Below are 17036 nucleotides of genomic sequence, written 5' to 3'. Positions count from 1 at the left end.
TTCAGATAAGCGCCGCAGCCTGTGGTTCCATGCGGCCAGGCAGTGTTGCCTCAAAGCACGAGCTCGAATTGCGACTGCGCTGTGATCGTGCATGCGCGCAGGCTGCATTGGTCCGAGCCGGCAACCTTGAGGCCAGGGCCGCAATGCGGCCCGTCGTCGATCAGTCTCGCAAATCGGATTCATGAATCGGGCTGGACCGGCTGGTCGCGCGCTGGTACTGCGCAGGCCAAGTCGCTTGGTGGCCACCCAGGTCGTCGTCGGCATGCAGCGGCCAGTACGGGTCGCGCAGCAGTTCGCGGGCCAGGAAGATCAGGTCGGCCTGGCCGGTACGCAGGATGTGCTCGGCTTGGGCAGGTTCGGTGATCATGCCCACCGTGCCGGTAGGGATCTCCGCTTCCTTGCGCACGGATTCGGCGAAACGGGTCTGGTAACCCGGGCCGGTGGGGATTTCGGCGTTGGCCGAAGTGCCACCGGAAGACACATCGATCAGATCGACGCCCATGGCCCGCAGACGCCGCGCCAGCTCCACGGTTTCCTCGGGGTTCCAGCCGTCTTCCACCCAGTCGGTGGCCGACACCCGCACGAACAGCGGCAATTCGGCCGGCCAGGCATCACGCATGGCTTGGGTGATCTCCAAGGTCAGGCGGATGCGGTTTTCGAACGAGCCGCCATAGTTGTCGCGGCGCTGGTTGCTCAGCGGCGAGAGGAACTGGTGCAACAGATAGCCGTGCGCGGCATGCACTTCGACCACCTTGAAGCCTGCGGTCAGCGCGCGGTGCGTGGCGGCGACGAAGGCTTGGACGATATCGGCGATCTCAGCCTCGCTCAGTTCACGCGGCGCGGCATGCTCGGGGTCGAAAGCGATCGGCGACGGGCCTACGGTCTGCCAGCCGCCCTCGCCTTCCGGCACGCTGCCATGCTCGCCGGTCCACGGCCGATGGGTACTGGCCTTGCGCCCGGCGTGGGCCAGCTGCAGGCCCGGCACGGCGCCTTGTGCGGTGATGAAGCGGGTGATGCGCTGCAACGGCGCGATCTGCTCGTCGTTCCACAATCCCAGATCGCCGGCCGTGATGCGGCCATCGGCGGTGACGGCGGTGGCTTCGGCGATCACCAGCCCGGCGCCACCGACGGCGCGGCTGCCCAGGTGCACCAGGTGCCAGTCGTTGGCCAGGCCGTCGGCCGACGAGTACTGGCACATGGGCGAGACGACGATGCGGTTGGGCAACGTCAGTTGACGCAGGGTGTAGGGCTCAAGCAACAGGCTCATGGACAGACCTCCCAGGGGCTCCAAGGTTATGCGGCGCAGGGGCGCGTCTGACGACTACCCCGCTACCGCTCTCAGAAACTAGACCCGCCCGGACAGGCCAATGGTTCCACCCGATTGCCTACCCCGCCGCCACGTGGCACGAGCTGTACACCAGGCCCTGTCAGCGCGCTTCGATGTGGGCGATCAGCAACTGCACGCTTTCGTTGCCGCGAAACTCGTTGACGTCCAGTTTGTAGGCCAGTTCCACCCAGCGCACGCCGGGGTTGGGCCACACCTCGCGGTCCACGCCGAAGGCGATGCCATCCAGACGCAGCGACCCGCACTCGCTCTTGAGCACCACCTTCAGGTGCCGCTCGCCGACGATGCGTTGCTCCACCAGCTCGAACACCCCATGGAACAGCGGCTCGGGAAAGTGCTGCCCCCAAGGCCCGGCATTGCGCAGGGCGCGGGCCAGTTCCAGGTGAAACTCCTCCACCGCCAGGGTGCCGTCGGACAACAGCCGCCCGGTCAGATCGTCTTCGACCAGTTGCCGTCGCACTTCCTCGTCGAAGGCCTGGGCGAAGGTGGCGAAATGTTCGGCCGGCAGAGTCAGCCCCGCGGCCATGGCATGGCCGCCGAACTTGCTGATCAGCGCCGGATGACGGGCCGCGACCGCATCCAGCGCATCGCGGATGTGGAAGCCCGGCACCGAGCGCGCCGAGCCTTTGTACAGACCGTCGCCGGCGTCGGCGAAGGCGATGGTCGGGCGGTGGTAGCGCTCTTTCAGACGCGAGGCGAGGATGCCGATCACGCCTTGGTGCCAGTCCGCGTCGAACAGGCACAGGCCGTAGGGCATGTCGTCCAGCGAGAGGTCCTTGAGCTGGGCCAGGGCTTCGCGCTGCATGCCCTGCTCGATGCTCTTGCGGTCCTGGTTCAGGCCGTCGAGCTCCTGGGCCATGGCCAGCGCCGTGGCCGGGTCTTCGCAGAGCAGGCATTCGATGCCCAGGCTCATGTCGTCCAGGCGGCCAGCGGCGTTCAGCCGTGGGCCGAGAATGAAGCCGAGGTCGGTGGACGTGAGCCGGCGATGATCGCGGCGCGCCACTTCCAGGATAGCCTTCAGACCGGGACGCGCCCGCCCTGCCCTGATCCGCTCCAAACCCTGGTGCACCAGGATGCGGTTGTTGGCATCGAGCGGCACCACGTCGGCGACGCTGCCCAGCGCCACCAGGTCGAGCAACTCGCCGATGTTCGGCTGCGGCTGGTGCTCGTAACGGCCCAGGCTGCGCAGGCGCGCGCGCAAAGCCATCAGCACATAGAAGATCACCCCGACGCCGGCCAGCGCCTTGCTGGGAAACTCGCAGCCCGGCTGGTTGGGGTTGACGATGGCGTCGGCCGCAGGCAACTGCGCGCCCGGCAAGTGGTGGTCGGTGACCAGCACAGTGAGGCCCGCCGCCTTGGCCGCCGCCACGCCCTCGACGCTGGAGATGCCGTTGTCCACGGTGATCAGCATCTGCGGCTGGCGTTGCAGGGCCACCTCGACGATTTCCGGGGTCAGGCCATAGCCGTATTCGAAACGGTTGGGCACCAGGTAATCGACGTGCGCAGCACCCAGCAGACGCAAGCCCAGCACCCCGACCGTGCTGGCAGTGGCGCCATCGGCATCGAAGTCGCCGACGATCAGCAGGCGCTGGCCCTGGTCGATGGCGGTCACCAGCAGGTCGACCGCAGCGTCGATGCCCTTGAGCTGCTGATACGGCAGCAGGCGTGCCAGGCTCTTGTCCAGCTCGGCCTCGCTCTGCACGCCGCGGGCGGCGTACAGGCGGGTCAGCAGGGGCGGAAGGTTGCCCAGCACAGGCAACGGCGAAGGCAGTGCTCGAGGTTCGATACGCATGGGGTCTTGGGTAATCCGTGGAAAGTCAGGTCAGCCGCGCTCACCGAGCAGCCATTGCAGCTGTACTTCGTGCTGGCCATGGTCGTCGGTGACGAACACCGTACCTTCGCTGATCATGACGTCCCACTTGATCGTGCGCGGCATGTCCTTGGCCAGGGTTTCCAGCACCTCCTGCGGCACGGCGGCGATGTTCAGGTTCTTCAGCGACTTCACCGCGCCGACCACTTTGGTCTCCCAGACGCGCAGGCTGCCATAGGCCAGCAGGCTAGTGCGCTCGGTACGGCGCGAGCACCAGGTCAGACGCTCGGCGTCGGGCTGGCCAACTTCGATCCAGTGCAGGATGCGATCGTCCAGGCTCTTTTCCCACAGCGCCGCCTCATCGACGTCTGACAGACCGCGACCGAACGACAGGTTTTCGTTGTACCAGAGCGCGTACGCCAGCAGACGCACGGCCATGCGCTCTTCGGTTTCCGAAGGGTGGCGGGCGATGGTCTGACGGACGTTTTCGTACACACCTCGGTCGAGGTCGGTCAGGTTCAGTTCGAATTTGTAGGTGGTTGACGGCTGGGCCATAGGAAGGGCTTCGTGCTCGATGTAAAAAAAGTCCGCCAGTCTACCCGATCGCGACCCCGAGCGGCGGACCGTCGACCCGACCGCGCTGGGCGGTACCGGCTGGTCGCCGCCTGTGATACAACCCCCCGCTCTGCCCCGCCGCCATGGAACCGCGCATGTCTACGCCCAGCAAACCGCTCGCCGGCCTCAAGGTCATCGAACTCGGCACCTTGATCGCCGGCCCCTTCGCTTCGCGCATCTGCGCCGAGTTCGGCGCCGAGGTGATCAAGGTCGAATCCCCCGACGGCGGTGACCCGCTGCGCAAATGGCGCAAGCTCTACGAGGGCACTTCGCTGTGGTGGTTCGTGCAGGCGCGCAACAAGCAGTCGCTGACCCTCAACCTCAAGCACGAGGCCGGGCGCGAAGTGCTCAAACGCCTGCTCGCCGAGGCCGACATCCTGATCGAGAACTTCCGCCCCGGCGTGCTGGAAAAGCTCGGCCTGGGCTGGGACGTGCTGCACGCGCTCAACCCGCGCCTGGTCATGGTGCGCCTGTCGGGCTTTGGCCAGACCGGGCCGATGAAAGACCAACCCGGTTTCGGCGCGGTCGGCGAATCCATGGGCGGGCTACGCTACATCACCGGCTTCGAGGACCGTCCGCCGGTGCGCACCGGCATTTCCATCGGTGATTCGATCGCCGCGCTATGGGGCGTGATCGGGGCGCTGATGGCCTTGCGTCACCGCGAGGTCAACGGCGGCAGTGGCCAGGTGGTGGACGTGGCGCTGTACGAAGCCATCTTCGCCATGATGGAAAGCATGGTGCCGGAGTTCGACGTGTTCGGCTTCATTCGCGAGCGCACCGGCAACATCATGCCGGGCATCACCCCCTCGTGTATCCACACCAGCGCCGATGGCCGCCACGTGCAGATCGGCGCCAACGGCGATGCCATCTTCAAACGCCTGATGCATGCACTGGGGCGCGTGGACCTGGCCGACGACCCGAGCCTGGCCAGCAACGATGGCCGCGACCTGCGCCGCGACGAGCTGTACGGGGTGATCGACCGCTGGGTCAACGGCCTGACACTGGATGAGGTGATGCGCGCGCTGAACGCGGCCGAGGTGCCGGCCAGCCGCATCTATTCGGCCGAAGACATGTTCGCCGACCCGCAATTCCTGGCCCGCGACATGCTTTTGCAAGCCACCCTACCGGACGGCAAGCCGTTCAAGATGCCGGGCATCGTGCCCAAGCTGTCGGAAACACCGGGTGGCGCCGAATGGGTAGGGCCGGCCTTGGGCGAACACACCGACAGCCTGCTGGCCGGACTTGGTTTGGACGCTGCCGCCATCGCCGTGCTGCGCCGCGACGGTACGATCTGAGCGCCGACGCCGAGCTTGAAACGCGGACAAAAGAAACCCCGGTCGCTGGGGAAAGACGACCGGGGTCGAAGCCAAAGCCAAGTTTGGGCTTTGCGTGGACGTCGGGCCGATACCGGAGCCAAGTACCGTACCGACGGCCATTGATAAATCTGACGGTGCGCTCAGGCGAAGGTTCCCTGCGGCACTTTGCATTGTTGCAACGCCGCGATCACGCAGGGCTGCAAGCGACCTTCCGCGATCTGCAAGTCGCGGTGCAGACCGTCGACCAGATCGATCAGCAAGCGCTGATCCTGCAATTGGTGCTGGCTGACGGTGCGGCTCAGCGTCTGCTGGCCTTGGCTGTTGAGGACGGTGAGCAAGCGCTGGCCGCTGGCATCTTCTGCGCCGAGCTGGGTGTGGTAAGGCGTCAAGGCATCGTTGAGCAGTCTGCAGATTCGTTCCATCCGGCGTACTCGCTTGTTGTGTTGGATACAAGGGTAGAGACCCGCAAGCGAAGCGGAAAGTTCGCGTACCGCGCGCTAGAGCGGCGCTGCCGGCGTTGGACGGAGGGGCTTGGCGATTTGGCGCGCATGGCGTAAGGCCCGGCTGAGCGCTGGGGTGGACAATGGCCAGTGCAGTTCCCCTACCACGCACAATCCCTGCTCACGCGCCAAACGCGCCAAATTGGCTTGCTTGGGCCGCGCTCGCCCTACGAACAGCAAGGCTGGGGCACGTGCCGTGCTGCGCAGGCGTTCGATCAGCTCCTTGGCCGGTTGTGCAGGCATGGCCTGATCGAGGATCAGCAAATCTGCAGGGGGGCCGGCACGCAACGACTGTGGGGCCAGCAAGGGGTCGTCGAGCAGGCGCACGCGGTAGATGCCTTGCGCATTGCAGGCCTGGTGCAGGGCGATTTGATGAAAGGGATGCTGCTGATGGATCAGGACGCTGAGCCGTTGCATGGATCGCTCCGCATGCCGCCTGCGCGGCGAGAAAGACGCGCCACTTTAGGAAAGCATCCGGGGGTAGATATATAGGAAATTACTTAATCGGCGATCGGAAGCGTCCCATACCCTAAGGTGGGGTATGGGACCTCTGGCGTCTGCGCAGCCCAGGAACCCGAGGCGCGACTGGCATCACCACCCGGAGCGCACTGCGCCCCAGTGTGGCAGTACCCGCTCCAAGGGTTGAAGCGGGTCGGATTACAGCGGCTTGCCGCGGTTGCCATGCTGACCGACGAAGGCCTGCACGGTCTTCAGATCGTTGGCCAACACCGTGCAACGCTCTTCCCGGCTGAACAGGTCGCTCAGGTGCGCCGGCAGCTCCAGGGCCTTGTCGACACCGGCCTGCTCCACCGCCTCGGGGAATTTCACCGGGTGCGCCGTGCCCAGCACCACCATCGGCGTGCTCAGGCTGCGACGGCATTCGCGTGCGGCATGCACGCCGATGGCGGTATGCGGGTCGAGCACTTCGCCGGTGCTGGCGAACACCGAAGCGATGGTTTCGCAGGTCTGCTCGTCGGTCACCGCCAGGGAATCGAACAGCTTGCGCGCTTCGGTCCAGCGGTCTTCTTCGACGCTGAACCCCCCGCCTTGGCGGAAGTTGCCCATCAGGTCGGCGATGGCGGCGCCGTTACGCCCGTGCAGGTCGAACAACAGACGCTCGAAGTTCGACGAGACCATGATGTCCATGGACGGCGACAAGGTGGCGTGCAGGGTTTCCTTGACGTACTGGTTGCCGCTCATGAAGCGGTGCAGGATGTCGTTGCGGTTGGTCGCGACCACCAGCTGGCTGATCGGCAGGCCCATGTTGCGCGCCAGGTAACCGGCGAAGATGTCGCCGAAATTGCCGGTCGGCACCGAGAACGCCACCGAACGTGCCGGGCCGCCCAGCTGCAAGGCCGCATGGAAGTAGTAGACGATCTGGGCCATGATCCGCGCCCAGTTGATCGAGTTGACCGCCACCAAGCGCGTGCCCTTGAGGAACGACTGGTCGGCGAAGCTGGCCTTGACCATCTCCTGGCAGTCGTCGAAGTTGCCCTCGATGGCGATGTTGTGGATGTTGTCGCCCAGGATGGTGGTCATCTGCCGGCGCTGCACTTCCGACACGCGCTGGTGCGGGTGCAGGATGAAGATGTCGACGTTGTCGCAACGGCGGCAACCTTCGATGGCGGCCGAGCCGGTGTCGCCGCTAGTGGCACCGACGATCACCACGCGCTCGTTGCGTTTGGCCAGCACATGGTCGAGCAAGCGCCCCAGCAATTGCAGGGCGAAGTCCTTGAATGCCAGGGTCGGGCCGTGGAACAGCTCCATCACCCACTCGTTGCCGTCGAGCTGGCGCAGCGGTGCGACCGCCGCGTGGGCGAAGGCGCCGTAGGTCTCTTCGAGGATCTTCTTGAAGTCGGCGTCGGCGATGCTGCCTTCGACGAACGGGCGCATCACCCGGAAGGCCAGCTCGTGGTACGGCAGACCGGCCCAGGAGGCGATCTCCTCCTGGGTGAAGCGCGGCAGGTTTTCCGGCACGTAGAGGCCGCCGTCGCTGGCGAGGCCGGCGAGCAGCACGTCTTCGAAGTTCAGGGCAGGCGCCTGGCCACGGGTACTGATATAGCGCATGGGTGCAAACCTTTGGTGGGTGGCTGGCGTATGACCGCAAGCGGCAAGGGGATCGGTGTCGCCCTGGTGCGCTGCGGTTGTCCGCTGCCACGGGTATTCACGGTATGAAGCCTGCGGGCGGCGCTGCTGTCTGTGCAGCTCGCAGCCCGAGGCCCGCCACTTAATTCAACTGTTCGACGCGAATGCGCACGACTTTGCCGACCACGTCCTGCAAGTCTTCGAGCGCGACGATGGCGTCGTCGATGCCTTTTTCGATCACACGGTGGGTCAGCAGGATCATCGGTACCAGGCCGTCCTGCTCCTCGGCTTCCTTCTGCATGATCGATTCTATGTTGATGCCACGCTCGGACAGGATGCTCGCCACTTGGGCCAACACGCCCGGATGGTCCTTGGCCTGGATGCGCAGGTAATAGGCGCTTTCGCAGGCCTCGATCGGCAGGATCGGGTGTGCCGACAGCGAATCGGGCTGGAAGGCCAGGTGCGGCACGCGGTTCTCCGGGTCGGAGGTCATGGCGCGGACCACGTCGACCAGGTCGGCCACCACCGACGAGGCAGTAGGCTCCATGCCGGCGCCGGCGCCGTAGTACAAGGTCGAGCCGGCGGCATCGCCGTTGACCATGACCGCGTTCATCACGCCATTGACGTTGGCGATCAGGCGGTCGCTGGGGATCAGGGTCGGGTGCACGCGCAACTCGATACCGGCCGCCGTGCTGCGCGCCACGCCCAGGTGCTTGATGCGGTAGCCCAGGGCTTCGGCGTAGTTCACGTCGGCCGTGGTCAGCTGGGTGATGCCTTCGGTGTAGGCCTTGTCGAATTGCAGCGGGATGCCGAAGGCGATGGACGCCAGGATGGTCAGCTTGTGCGCGGCATCGATGCCTTCGACGTCGAAGGTCGGGTCGGCTTCGGCGTAGCCCAGGGCTTGGGCTTCGGCGAGCACGTCGGGGAAGGCACGGCCTTTCTCGCGCATTTCGGTGAGGATGAAGTTGCCCGTGCCGTTGATGATGCCGGCCAGCCAGTTGATGCGGTTGGCCGACAGCCCTTCGCGGATGGCCTTGATCACCGGAATGCCACCGGCCACGGCCGCTTCGAAGGCGACGATCACGCCCTTCTCGCGGGCCTTGGCGAAGATTTCGTTGCCGTGCACGGCGATCAGCGCCTTGTTCGCGGTGACCACGTGCTTGCCGTTGTCGATGGCCTTGAGCACCAGGTCGCGGGCGATGGTGTAGCCACCGATCAGCTCGATGACGATGTCGATCTCGGGGTTGCTGGCGATCTCGAACACGTCCGCGGTAATGGGGGTACCGGTAATCTGGCAGTTCGGGTTGGGCGAGCGCATGGCAATCTGTGCCACTTCGATACCACGCCCGGCACGGCGGGCGATCTCCTCGGCGTTACGCTGAAGCACATTGAAGGTACCGCCACCGACGGTCCCCAACCCACAGATGCCTACTTTGACCGGTTTCACTGTGAACTCCCCATAGAACGGCCGGCGCCCTGCGCCGCCCGTGAAACGTGCCGTCGCCCCATAGCGACGGCGTGCTGAAATTATTTGGCCAAGGCCAGTTTGGCCAGTTGCGGCGCCGGCTGGTAGCCCGGAATCACCTGACCGCTTTCGAGGACGATGGCCGGCGTGCCGTTGACGCCGATCGACTGGCCCAGCTCGAACTGCTTGCTGACCGGGTTGGCGCACTTGGCGGCCTTGATGTCCTTGCCCTCGACCATCTTGTCCAGCGCCGCGCGGCGGTCGCTGGAGCACCAGACCGCCTGCAACTGCTTGTCGCCGTCCGAACCCATGCCCTGGCGCGGAAAGGCCAGGTAACGGACTTCGATGCCTTGGCGGTTGAGCTCGGGCACTTCGGCGTGCAGCTTGTGGCAGTACGGGCAGGTGGTGTCGGTGAAGACGGTAATGTGCGACTTGGTTTCGCCCTTGGCTGGATAGATCACCATCTCGCCAGTCGGAATGCCGTTGATGAGCTTGGCGACGCCCTGGCGCTCGGTCTTCTCGGTGAGGTTGACCGGCTTGCCGTCCTTGATCTGGTACAGGTAGCCCTGCATGACGAACTGCCCGTCGGGGCTGGCGTAGAGCACACGACCGCCTTGCAGCTTGACTTCGTACAGCCCGCCCACAGGGCTGGCGGCCACGCTTTCCACAGGCACGTCCAGTTCGAGGGTTTGCAAGGTCTTGCGGATGGCCTGTTCAGCGCCTGGGTTGCTGTCGGCAGCGGCCGGCGCAGCCGGGGCCGCAGCGACGAAAGTGCTGGCCAGCGCCAAGGCGGCAGCAGCGAAAATCCGGGTCATGCGCATGGATACTCCTGAGATCGGACGGGGCGTGCGGGTGTGGCCTGCGCACCTGGCGCGACGACCGAGCGGCCCCTGCTACAAAACCGGCCAAGCCTACCACACTGCGCCCGTGCTGGCTGTGGCTGCGGGCGCCGCTTGGCCGAACATGAATTTCGTTCACCCTCGAGGATGATGCTGGGCATGCAACTGCTGCAGGCGCGCTTTGGCCACATGGGTGTAGATCTGCGTGGTCGACAGGTCGCTGTGGCCTAGCAGCATCTGTACGACGCGCAGGTCCGCGCCATGGTTGAGCAGGTGCGTGGCGAAGGCGTGGCGCAGGGTGTGCGGCGACAGCGGCTTGTCGATGCCGGCCACCCGCGCATGGTGCTTGATGCGGTGCCAGAAGGTCTGCCGGGTCATCTGTTCGCCGCGCAGGCTGGGAAACATCACATCGCTCGGCCTGCCGTGGAGCAGTTCGGCGCGGCCGTCGCGCAGATAGCGCTCGACCCAGACGATGGCCTCTTCGCCCATGGGTACCAGCCGTTCCTTGCTGCCTTTGCCCATCACGCGCAGCACACCCTGGCGCAGGTTGACCTGATCGAGGGTCAGGCTCACCAGTTCGGTGACACGCAGGCCGCAGGCGTACAGCACTTCGAGCATGGCGCGGTCGCGCTGGCCGATGGCTTCGCCCAGGTCTGGCGCACGCAGCAGAGCCTCGACGTCAGCCTCGGACAGCGATTTGGGCAGCGGCCGGCCCAGCTGCGGCATCTCCACCAACAGCGTCGGGTCGACCCCGATGTGCTTCTCCCGCAGCAGGTAACGATAGAAACCGCGCAACCCGGAAATGAAGCGCGCGGTCGAGCGCGGCTTGTAACCCTGGTCGAGGCGCCAGGCCAGGTGGTCGAGGATCAACGGGCGGTCGGCATCGGGCAGCCGTACACTGCGCGCGTGCAGCCAACCGTTGTACAGGGTCAGGTCGCTGCGGTAGGACGCCCGGGTATTGTCTGACAGGCCTTTTTCGAGCCAGAGGGCGTCCAGGAATTGGTCGATCAGGGGGTGTTCGAGGGCGGACATGGCAAGGTGCTGGTTGGCGGATAGCCGATAAGTGTTTCACAGGGCGACCGCCTTGTCTGCCTTGCCGGTACGTGCGCGCGGTACGGAGCGTCACCCCAATGGGCCGATGGCGGCCTGACCGCTGGCAGCCCGCGGGAACCAAGCGGCTCATAGTAATAGGTGCCAGGCTGTGTCAATGCACCGAAGGTTCGTCGACGATCTGCACGTTGAGTGCATAGTGCCGACCCGCTTCGTCTATGCCGACTTCATAAGTGACGGCTTGACCCTCACGAAACTGCTGGCCGACTTCGGGTAGGAAGTAGACCTCTTGCGCTGCCGACTCGGTCGTTAAGTCTGGAACTGCGGGTGACAGGTTTGGCTCGACATATTTTCTGGACATGATGGCATCTCCATGCGACACGCCCTTGTTCGAGCGTGTCTCGGATGGGCAAAAGACAACATCGCTAAACCACTTGAACCTCTTCAGCCTGCATGCCTTTCTGCCCTTGGGTGGCTATGTAAGACACCTTCTGCCCATCCTTCAAACTTTTGAAGCCGGCCGACTGGATCGCTTTGAAGTGAACGAACAAGTCGGCGCTGCCATCCTCCGGCGTAATGAAACCAAAGCCTTTCTCATCATTGAACCACTTCACGGTTCCTTCTTTTCTGTTGCTCACGTCGCTCACCTTTATCGTTTGAAGATCGGATAGCTGACAGCGTCGATGCCAGGCATCGTCCAGCCGTATGCAATCCTGCGCTCGAAGCGACCAGGCAGCTACTGGCATTTTTATCAGCCCAATCACGCGGCTTTGGCAAGCGACGAGCAGATGTCGAACCTAGGGCAGCACGGGCATCGGCCGCTTGTCCTCGTCGATGGCGACGAAGCTGAACACGCCGTGGATCGCCCGCTCGCGGCCATCGAGGTACATGTTCTCGACGAACACATCGACCTGCACCTGCAGGCTGGTGTTACCCACCTTGACCACCGTGCCCACCAGCTCGACGATGGTGCCTGCCGGGATCGGGTGCTTGAAGTCGATGCGGTCGGTGGACACGGTCACCAGCGGCAAGCGACAGAAGCGCGTGGCGGCGATGAACGACACTTCGTCCATCCAGGCCAACGCGGTGCCGCCGAACAGGGTGTTGTGGTGGTTGGTGGTGTTGGGGAACACCGCTTTGGTCACGCGGGTGACCGACAGCTCGGTGCGGCGTTGGATTTCCTGCTCTCGGGGAGTGGTCATGGGCTATTCCATCTTGAGGTAAGCGGGTCAGTGTAATTGGGGCCGCTCAGCAGCCCCGATTGCTTAACTGACCGGCATTAGGCCATTGGCCGCGTTTTCGTGCGTCGGTCGTCTGGCAAATCGCGCCCACAAAAAAGCAGCCCTAGGGCTGCTTTCTCTTTCGCATGGCAACCTGGGTTGCCGGTCAAACTGCACTCAGGACAGTTTTTCCTTGATGCGAGCTGCTTTACCGGACAGGTCACGCAGGTAGTACAGCTTGGCTTTACGCACGTCACCACGACGTTTCACGGCCATGCTGTCGATCTGCGGGCTGTAGGTCTGGAAGGTACGCTCAACGCCGACGCCGCTGGAGATCTTGCGCACGGTGAAGGCGCTGTTCAGACCGCGGTTACGCTTGGCGATGACGACGCCTTCGAACGCCTGCAGACGGGAACGCTCGCCTTCCTTCACTTTGACCTGGACGACAATGGTGTCGCCCGGTGCGAAGGTTGGGATTTCCTTGCTCATCTGCTCGGCTTCGAGCTGCTGGATGATCTTGTTGGTCATGCTGTGCTCCTAAGATGGATAGCTTTATCCACCATCGATACGTTAACTATCGTTCCGCTCGCGGAGGTATTCCTCGAGCAGCTTTTTCTCTTCTCCAGAAAGTGAGCGACTTTCCAGAAGATCGGCGCGTCGTTCGAAGGTCCTACCTAAGGACTGCTTCAAGCGCCACTGCCGGATGTGTGCATGGTTGCCGCTGAGCAACACGTCGGGTACACGCTGATCCGCATACACCTCGGGTCGGGTGTAGTGCGGGCAATCGAGCAGGCCATCGGTGAAGGAGTCTTCCTCCGCCGAGCCTACATGCCCTAAAGCTCCGGGCAGCAGCCGTGTAACCGCATCGATCAGGACCATGGCTGGCAGCTCGCCACCAGACAGTACATAGTCGCCAATCGACCACTCTTCATCGACATGAGCTTCAATGAAACGCTCGTCGATGCCTTCGTAACGACCGGCGATCAGGATCAACGATTCCTGTTCTGCCAGGTCTTTGACCGCTTGCTGAGTCAGCGTGCGGCCTTGTGGCGAGAGGTAGATCACCTTCGCCGTTGCTCCGGTCGCCTGCTTGGCGTTGGCCAAGGCATCTTCCAGAGGCTTGATTTTCATCACCATTCCCGGACCACCCCCGAAAGGCCGATCGTCCACCGTGTGGTGGCGATCCGTGGTGTAGTCCCGCGGATTCCAGCAGGTCAGTCGCAACAAACCCTGCTTCACCGCGCGGCTGGTAATGCCGTACTCGGTAATGGCCGAAAACATCTCGGGGAACAACGTGATGACGTCTACGCGAAGGTTTCCCATCGTTTAGAAGTCCGCGTCCCACTCGACCCGCATCACACCGGCTTCGAGGTCGATGGCCAGCACACATTGCCGCGTATAGGGCAACAGGCGCTCGCGATCATCCAGGCTGCCCGCGCAAGGCTTGACCACTACTACATCGTTGGCGCCGGTTTCCAACAGGTGATCGACCTTGCCGAACAATTGCTCGTCTTGGTTGATGACGCTCAGACCGACCAACTGGTACCAGTAGTACTCGTCGTCGTTCAGGTTGGGCAAAAGGCTGCGCGAGATACAGATCTCGTAACCGCTCAGAAGACGTGCTTCGTCACGATCGTCTAGCCCTTTGAGTTTCGCGACCAAATCCTTTTTATTGGAACGGCAACTCACCAGCTCGACCTGCTTGACCGACTCTTCGCGCCGAAGCGTCCAGTGGCGGTAGTCCAACAGGTTTTCAATCGGATCGGTAAAGGAAAAGACCTTCACCTCGCCACGAACGCCGTGAACCGAAAAAATCTTGCCAACGACGATCAGGTCGTCAGCCTTTTCTGGCGTCGCGTTCATACGGTTCAGGCTGCAGCCTTGGCCGCTTCCTTCAGCAGCTGAGCGACACGCTCAGACGGCTGCGCGCCGACGCTCAACCAGTGAGCAACGCGATCTTCTTTCAGGGACAGGCGAACTTCCTGACCACGAGCGACAGGGTTGAAGAAACCAACCTGCTCGATGTGCGAGCCGTCACGCGGGTTGCGCGAGTCGGTTACGGTCAGTTGGTAGAATGGGCGCTTTTTGGAGCCGCCACGGGCAAGACGGATGGTTAGCATTGAACATCGTTCCTGTAGTCGGTGCTGCAAATCGTGATCCTTTCGGGCACACGGGCGCTCGAAAGGCCGCATATTCTCAGGGAATACACGGACATTTGCAAATGCCTTTTGCATCGAGCAAAGGCCTGCAAGACGATCTGCACGGTAAGCTGCCTGCCGGGGCGGGCAGCGATGACCCCGCCGAAACGGGGGTTCCGGGCCTGGCGGCGAACCACCAGCGCCCTGAATGGGTTACAGCTTCGGCATGCCACCACCGGGCATCATGCCGCCCAGGCCACGCATCATCTTGGCCATGCCACCTTTGGTGGAGAATTTCTTCATCATTTTCTGCATTTGCTTGTGCTGCTTGATCAAGCGGCCGACGTCCTGCACCTGGGTGCCGGAACCCAAGGCGATGCGGCGCTTGCGCGAGCCGCTGATCAGCTCGGGGTCGCGGCGCTCGGCCGGGGTCATGGAACTGATGATGGCATCCATCTGCTTGAACTGCTTCTCGGCGGCACCCTGGGCGTTGCCCATCTGCGACAGGTTGACCCCACCGATGCTCGGCAGCTTGTCCATCAGGCCGCCCAGGCCGCCCATGTTCTTCATCTGTTGCAGCTGGTCGCGGAAGTCTTCGAGGTCGAAGCCTTTGCCCTTCTTCAGCTTCTTGGCCAGCTTGTCGGCCTTGGCCTTGTCGATGGTCTGCTCGGCCTGCTCGATCAGGCTGAGCACATCGCCCATGCCGAGGATGCGCGAGGCGATACGATCGGGATGGAACGGTTCGAGCGCATCGCTCTTCTCGCCCATGCCGAGGAACTTGATCGGCTTGCCGGTGATGGCGCGCACCGACAACGCCGCACCGCCGCGGGCATCGCCGTCGACCTTGGTCAGCACCACGCCGGTCAGCGGCAGCGCTTCGCCGAAGGCCTTGGCGGTGTTGGCGGCGTCCTGGCCGGTCATGGCGTCGACCACGAACAGGGTTTCGACCGGCTTGACCGCAGCGTGCAGGGCCTTGATCTCGTCCATCATGTCGGCGTCTACGTGCAGACGGCCGGCGGTGTCGAGGATGACCACGTCGATGTATTTGAGCTTGGCCTCGCGGATCGCCGCTTCGGCGATGGCCACCGGCTTTTGCGACAGGTCCGAGGGGAAGAAGGTGACGCCCACTTCGTTGGCCAGGGTTTCCAACTGCTTGATCGCCGCCGGGCGATAGACGTCGGCCGAGACCACCATCACGCTCTTTTTCTTGCGTTCCTTGAGGTGGCGGGCCAGCTTGCCGGCGGTGGTGGTCTTGCCCGCGCCCTGCAGGCCGGCCATGAGCACCACGGCAGGCGGCGCGGCGTTGAGCGCCAGCTCTTCGTTGGCCGCGCCCATCAGGCTTTCGAGTTCGGCCTGGACGATCTTGACGAAGGCCTGGCCCGGCGTGAGGCTGCGCGAGACTTCGGTACCGACCGCGCGCTCCTTGACGCTGTTGACGAAATCCTTGACCACCGGCAAGGCCACGTCGGCCTCGAGCAACGCCATGCGCACTTCGCGCAGAGTGTCCTTGATGTTGTCTTCGGTCAGCTTGGCCTTGCCGGTAACATGGCGCAGCGTCTGTGACAGGCGGTCGGTCAGGTTTTCGAACATGGTGATCCTTTCAGGCCCAGTTAAAGCCGAGGGTGGTCAGGCGTCCGGGGGCAAGGTGGACATGCCCGAGGCGCAGCAAGCCGGCGATTATAGCGCAGACCTGGGATCGCGCACAGCGTGCAGCCGATAGACACGCACTTCGCTGACCCAGTACCGGTGAGGCATGCGCGGCACTGGCGCAGACTTCCTTGCCCGCTATCTTCTATGCCACACTCCGCTTCTTTCAGGGCTTGCCTCCCAGGACTTATGCTCTCTTCACCCAGCCTCATCCCCAATCTGCTCGCCGCTGGCCTGTATCTGCTCGCCACGTTCTATCAGGCCTCGCGCATCCGCCAGGGCACCCTGGCCGACAAACGCCTGCTGGGCCTGTTCGGCGTGCTGGCTGTGCTCGCTCAGAGCGGCGCGCTGTTCTTCCAGCTGATCACGCCCCTGGGCCTGAGCCTGGATTTCTTCAGTGCCGCCAGCCTGATCGCCGTGGCGGTGATCGCCCTGACCCTGCTCGCCTGCCTGAGCATCCCGGTGGAAAATCTGCTGGTGCTGCTGTTCCCGCTCGGCGCCGTCACTGCGCTGCTGTCGCAGTTCGCGCCAGCCGGCACCGTGCCGCTGATCAACGAAGAGCCGGGCATCCTGGCGCACATCCTGTTGTCGATCCTGGCCTACGGCCTGTTCACCATCGCCGTGTTCCAGTCGCTGCTGCTGTTGCTGCAGGACCACCAGCTCAAGCACAAGCATCCGTCCGGACTGATCCGCAACTTCCCGCCGTTGCAGACCATGGAAAGCCTGCTGTTCGGCTTCCTCTGGGCCGGCTGGATCCTGCTCAGCGCCTCGTTGCTCTCGGGCTGGTTGTTCCTCGACAACCTGTTCGCCCAGCACTTGGTGCACAAGACCCTACTCTCCTGCGTGGCCTGGGTCGTGTTCGGCGTGTTGCTGTGGGGCCGCACCCGCCTCGGCTGGCGGGGCCACAAGGCCATCCGCTGGACCCTGGCCGGTTTCTGCCTGCTGATGCTGGCCTACTTCGGCAGCAAGCTGGTACGTGAATTCATCCTGCATATCTGACGATCGC

At 63.8% G+C, this 17036-nt stretch carries 19 protein-coding genes; 2 read left to right on the top strand and 17 right to left on the bottom strand.

Features of this window, described 5'->3' with window-relative positions:
- Nucleotides 1–160: 160 nt before the first annotated feature.
- The 3 genes from B4M43_RS01280 to B4M43_RS01270 all read right to left on the bottom strand — a co-directional run bounded on the left by B4M43_RS01280 (nt 161) and on the right by B4M43_RS01270 (nt 3710).
- Nucleotides 161–1267 carry an NADH:flavin oxidoreductase/NADH oxidase gene (locus tag B4M43_RS01280; protein ID WP_296263367.1) on the bottom strand — a complete coding sequence of 369 codons (1107 nt, stop codon included), beginning with the start codon at nt 1265–1267 and terminating at the stop codon, nt 161–163.
- 160 nt (nt 1268–1427) lie between these two features.
- Nucleotides 1428–3137 carry a single-stranded-DNA-specific exonuclease RecJ gene (gene recJ, locus B4M43_RS01275; protein WP_296263366.1) on the bottom strand — a complete coding sequence of 570 codons (1710 nt, stop codon included), beginning with the start codon at nt 3135–3137 and terminating at the stop codon, nt 1428–1430.
- 30 nt (nt 3138–3167) lie between these two features.
- Nucleotides 3168–3710 carry a YaeQ family protein gene (locus B4M43_RS01270; protein WP_296263365.1) on the bottom strand — a complete coding sequence of 181 codons (543 nt, stop codon included), beginning with the start codon at nt 3708–3710 and terminating at the stop codon, nt 3168–3170.
- A gap of 143 nt (nt 3711–3853) precedes the next feature.
- Between B4M43_RS01270 and B4M43_RS01265 the strand changes: the two genes are divergently transcribed.
- Nucleotides 3854–5065 carry a CaiB/BaiF CoA transferase family protein gene (locus B4M43_RS01265; RefSeq protein ID WP_414707800.1) on the top strand — a complete coding sequence of 404 codons (1212 nt, stop codon included), beginning with the start codon at nt 3854–3856 and terminating at the stop codon, nt 5063–5065.
- Between the two features lie 161 nt (nt 5066–5226).
- On the opposite strand, the gene B4M43_RS01260 is transcribed toward B4M43_RS01265, so the two are convergent.
- The 14 genes from B4M43_RS01260 to ffh all read right to left on the bottom strand — a co-directional run bounded on the left by B4M43_RS01260 (nt 5227) and on the right by ffh (nt 15973).
- Nucleotides 5227–5508 carry a DUF3509 domain-containing protein gene (locus tag B4M43_RS01260; protein ID WP_296263363.1) on the bottom strand — a complete coding sequence of 94 codons (282 nt, stop codon included), beginning with the start codon at nt 5506–5508 and terminating at the stop codon, nt 5227–5229.
- A 75-nt stretch (nt 5509–5583) separates the two neighbouring features.
- On the bottom strand, nt 5584–6003 hold the full coding sequence (locus B4M43_RS01255; RefSeq protein WP_296263362.1) for a histidine kinase: 420 nt from the start codon (nt 6001–6003) through the stop codon (nt 5584–5586).
- 240 nt (nt 6004–6243) lie between these two features.
- Entirely contained in the window at nt 6244–7653 is a 1410-nt protein-coding gene (gene thrC, locus B4M43_RS01250; RefSeq protein WP_296263361.1) for a threonine synthase, read from the bottom strand.
- A gap of 160 nt (nt 7654–7813) precedes the next feature.
- Nucleotides 7814–9118: a homoserine dehydrogenase gene (locus B4M43_RS01245; protein ID WP_296263360.1), complete on the bottom strand. Its 1305-nt coding sequence runs from the start codon at nt 9116–9118 to the stop codon at nt 7814–7816.
- An 80-nt stretch (nt 9119–9198) separates the two neighbouring features.
- Nucleotides 9199–9957 carry a DsbC family protein gene (locus B4M43_RS01240; RefSeq protein ID WP_296263359.1) on the bottom strand — a complete coding sequence of 253 codons (759 nt, stop codon included), beginning with the start codon at nt 9955–9957 and terminating at the stop codon, nt 9199–9201.
- A gap of 153 nt (nt 9958–10110) precedes the next feature.
- Entirely contained in the window at nt 10111–11007 is an 897-nt protein-coding gene (gene xerD, locus B4M43_RS01235) for a site-specific tyrosine recombinase XerD (protein WP_296263358.1), read from the bottom strand.
- 172 nt (nt 11008–11179) lie between these two features.
- The gene (locus B4M43_RS01230; RefSeq protein ID WP_296263357.1) at nt 11180–11386 is read right to left on the bottom strand and encodes a hypothetical protein; all 207 of its coding nucleotides are present in this window, start codon (nt 11384–11386) and stop codon (nt 11180–11182) included.
- A 64-nt stretch (nt 11387–11450) separates the two neighbouring features.
- On the bottom strand, nt 11451–11663 hold the full coding sequence (locus tag B4M43_RS01225; protein ID WP_296263355.1) for a cold-shock protein: 213 nt from the start codon (nt 11661–11663) through the stop codon (nt 11451–11453).
- 159 nt (nt 11664–11822) lie between these two features.
- Nucleotides 11823–12227, bottom strand: coding sequence for an acyl-CoA thioesterase (locus B4M43_RS01220; protein ID WP_296263354.1), 405 nt, complete (start codon nt 12225–12227; stop codon nt 11823–11825).
- A gap of 195 nt (nt 12228–12422) precedes the next feature.
- A complete protein-coding gene (rplS, locus tag B4M43_RS01215) occupies nt 12423–12773 on the bottom strand; it encodes a 50S ribosomal protein L19 (protein ID WP_296263352.1) in 351 nt (116 codons plus the stop codon).
- 42 nt (nt 12774–12815) lie between these two features.
- A complete protein-coding gene (gene trmD / locus B4M43_RS01210) occupies nt 12816–13568 on the bottom strand; it encodes a tRNA (guanosine(37)-N1)-methyltransferase TrmD (protein ID WP_296263350.1) in 753 nt (250 codons plus the stop codon).
- Nucleotides 13569–13571: 3 nt separating this feature from the next.
- Nucleotides 13572–14108 (bottom strand): ribosome maturation factor RimM, encoded by a 537-nt coding sequence (rimM, locus tag B4M43_RS01205; RefSeq protein ID WP_296263348.1) that lies wholly within the window; start codon nt 14106–14108, stop codon nt 13572–13574.
- A gap of 5 nt (nt 14109–14113) precedes the next feature.
- Nucleotides 14114–14365 carry a 30S ribosomal protein S16 gene (gene rpsP, locus B4M43_RS01200; protein ID WP_296263346.1) on the bottom strand — a complete coding sequence of 84 codons (252 nt, stop codon included), beginning with the start codon at nt 14363–14365 and terminating at the stop codon, nt 14114–14116.
- Between the two features lie 231 nt (nt 14366–14596).
- Entirely contained in the window at nt 14597–15973 is a 1377-nt protein-coding gene (gene ffh / locus B4M43_RS01195) for a signal recognition particle protein (RefSeq protein ID WP_296263344.1), read from the bottom strand.
- A gap of 246 nt (nt 15974–16219) precedes the next feature.
- Between ffh and B4M43_RS01190 the strand changes: the two genes are divergently transcribed.
- Entirely contained in the window at nt 16220–17029 is an 810-nt protein-coding gene (locus tag B4M43_RS01190) for a cytochrome C assembly family protein (protein WP_296263342.1), read from the top strand.
- Nucleotides 17030–17036: the final 7 nt, after the last annotated feature.

Source organism: Pseudomonas sp. UBA6562, assembly GCF_002434265.1.
In the GTDB taxonomy this organism is placed as follows: Bacteria; Pseudomonadota; Gammaproteobacteria; order Pseudomonadales; family Pseudomonadaceae; genus Aquipseudomonas.
The sequence above is the reverse complement of the archived record's forward strand: the minus strand, read 5'-3'. Positions and strand labels throughout refer to the sequence as shown.

Coding starts and splice junctions, on each gene's coding strand:
- B4M43_RS01280 (WP_296263367.1), bottom strand. CDS start 1,267: ATGAGCCTGTTGCTTGAGCCCTACACCCTGCGTCAACTGACGTTGCCC.
- recJ (WP_296263366.1), bottom strand. CDS start 3,137: ATGCGTATCGAACCTCGAGCACTGCCTTCGCCGTTGCCTGTGCTGGGC.
- B4M43_RS01270 (WP_296263365.1), bottom strand. CDS start 3,710: ATGGCCCAGCCGTCAACCACCTACAAATTCGAACTGAACCTGACCGAC.
- B4M43_RS01265 (WP_414707800.1), top strand. CDS start 3,854: ATGGAACCGCGCATGTCTACGCCCAGCAAACCGCTCGCCGGCCTCAAG.
- B4M43_RS01260 (WP_296263363.1), bottom strand. CDS start 5,508: ATGGAACGAATCTGCAGACTGCTCAACGATGCCTTGACGCCTTACCAC.
- B4M43_RS01255 (WP_296263362.1), bottom strand. CDS start 6,003: ATGCAACGGCTCAGCGTCCTGATCCATCAGCAGCATCCCTTTCATCAA.
- thrC (WP_296263361.1), bottom strand. CDS start 7,653: ATGCGCTATATCAGTACCCGTGGCCAGGCGCCTGCCCTGAACTTCGAA.
- B4M43_RS01240 (WP_296263359.1), bottom strand. CDS start 9,957: ATGCGCATGACCCGGATTTTCGCTGCTGCCGCCTTGGCGCTGGCCAGC.
- xerD (WP_296263358.1), bottom strand. CDS start 11,007: ATGTCCGCCCTCGAACACCCCCTGATCGACCAATTCCTGGACGCCCTC.
- B4M43_RS01230 (WP_296263357.1), bottom strand. CDS start 11,386: ATGTCCAGAAAATATGTCGAGCCAAACCTGTCACCCGCAGTTCCAGAC.
- B4M43_RS01220 (WP_296263354.1), bottom strand. CDS start 12,227: ATGACCACTCCCCGAGAGCAGGAAATCCAACGCCGCACCGAGCTGTCG.
- rplS (WP_296263352.1), bottom strand. CDS start 12,773: ATGACCAACAAGATCATCCAGCAGCTCGAAGCCGAGCAGATGAGCAAG.
- trmD (WP_296263350.1), bottom strand. CDS start 13,568: ATGGGAAACCTTCGCGTAGACGTCATCACGTTGTTCCCCGAGATGTTT.
- rimM (WP_296263348.1), bottom strand. CDS start 14,108: ATGAACGCGACGCCAGAAAAGGCTGACGACCTGATCGTCGTTGGCAAG.
- rpsP (WP_296263346.1), bottom strand. CDS start 14,365: ATGCTAACCATCCGTCTTGCCCGTGGCGGCTCCAAAAAGCGCCCATTC.
- ffh (WP_296263344.1), bottom strand. CDS start 15,973: ATGTTCGAAAACCTGACCGACCGCCTGTCACAGACGCTGCGCCATGTT.
- B4M43_RS01190 (WP_296263342.1), top strand. CDS start 16,220: ATGCTCTCTTCACCCAGCCTCATCCCCAATCTGCTCGCCGCTGGCCTG.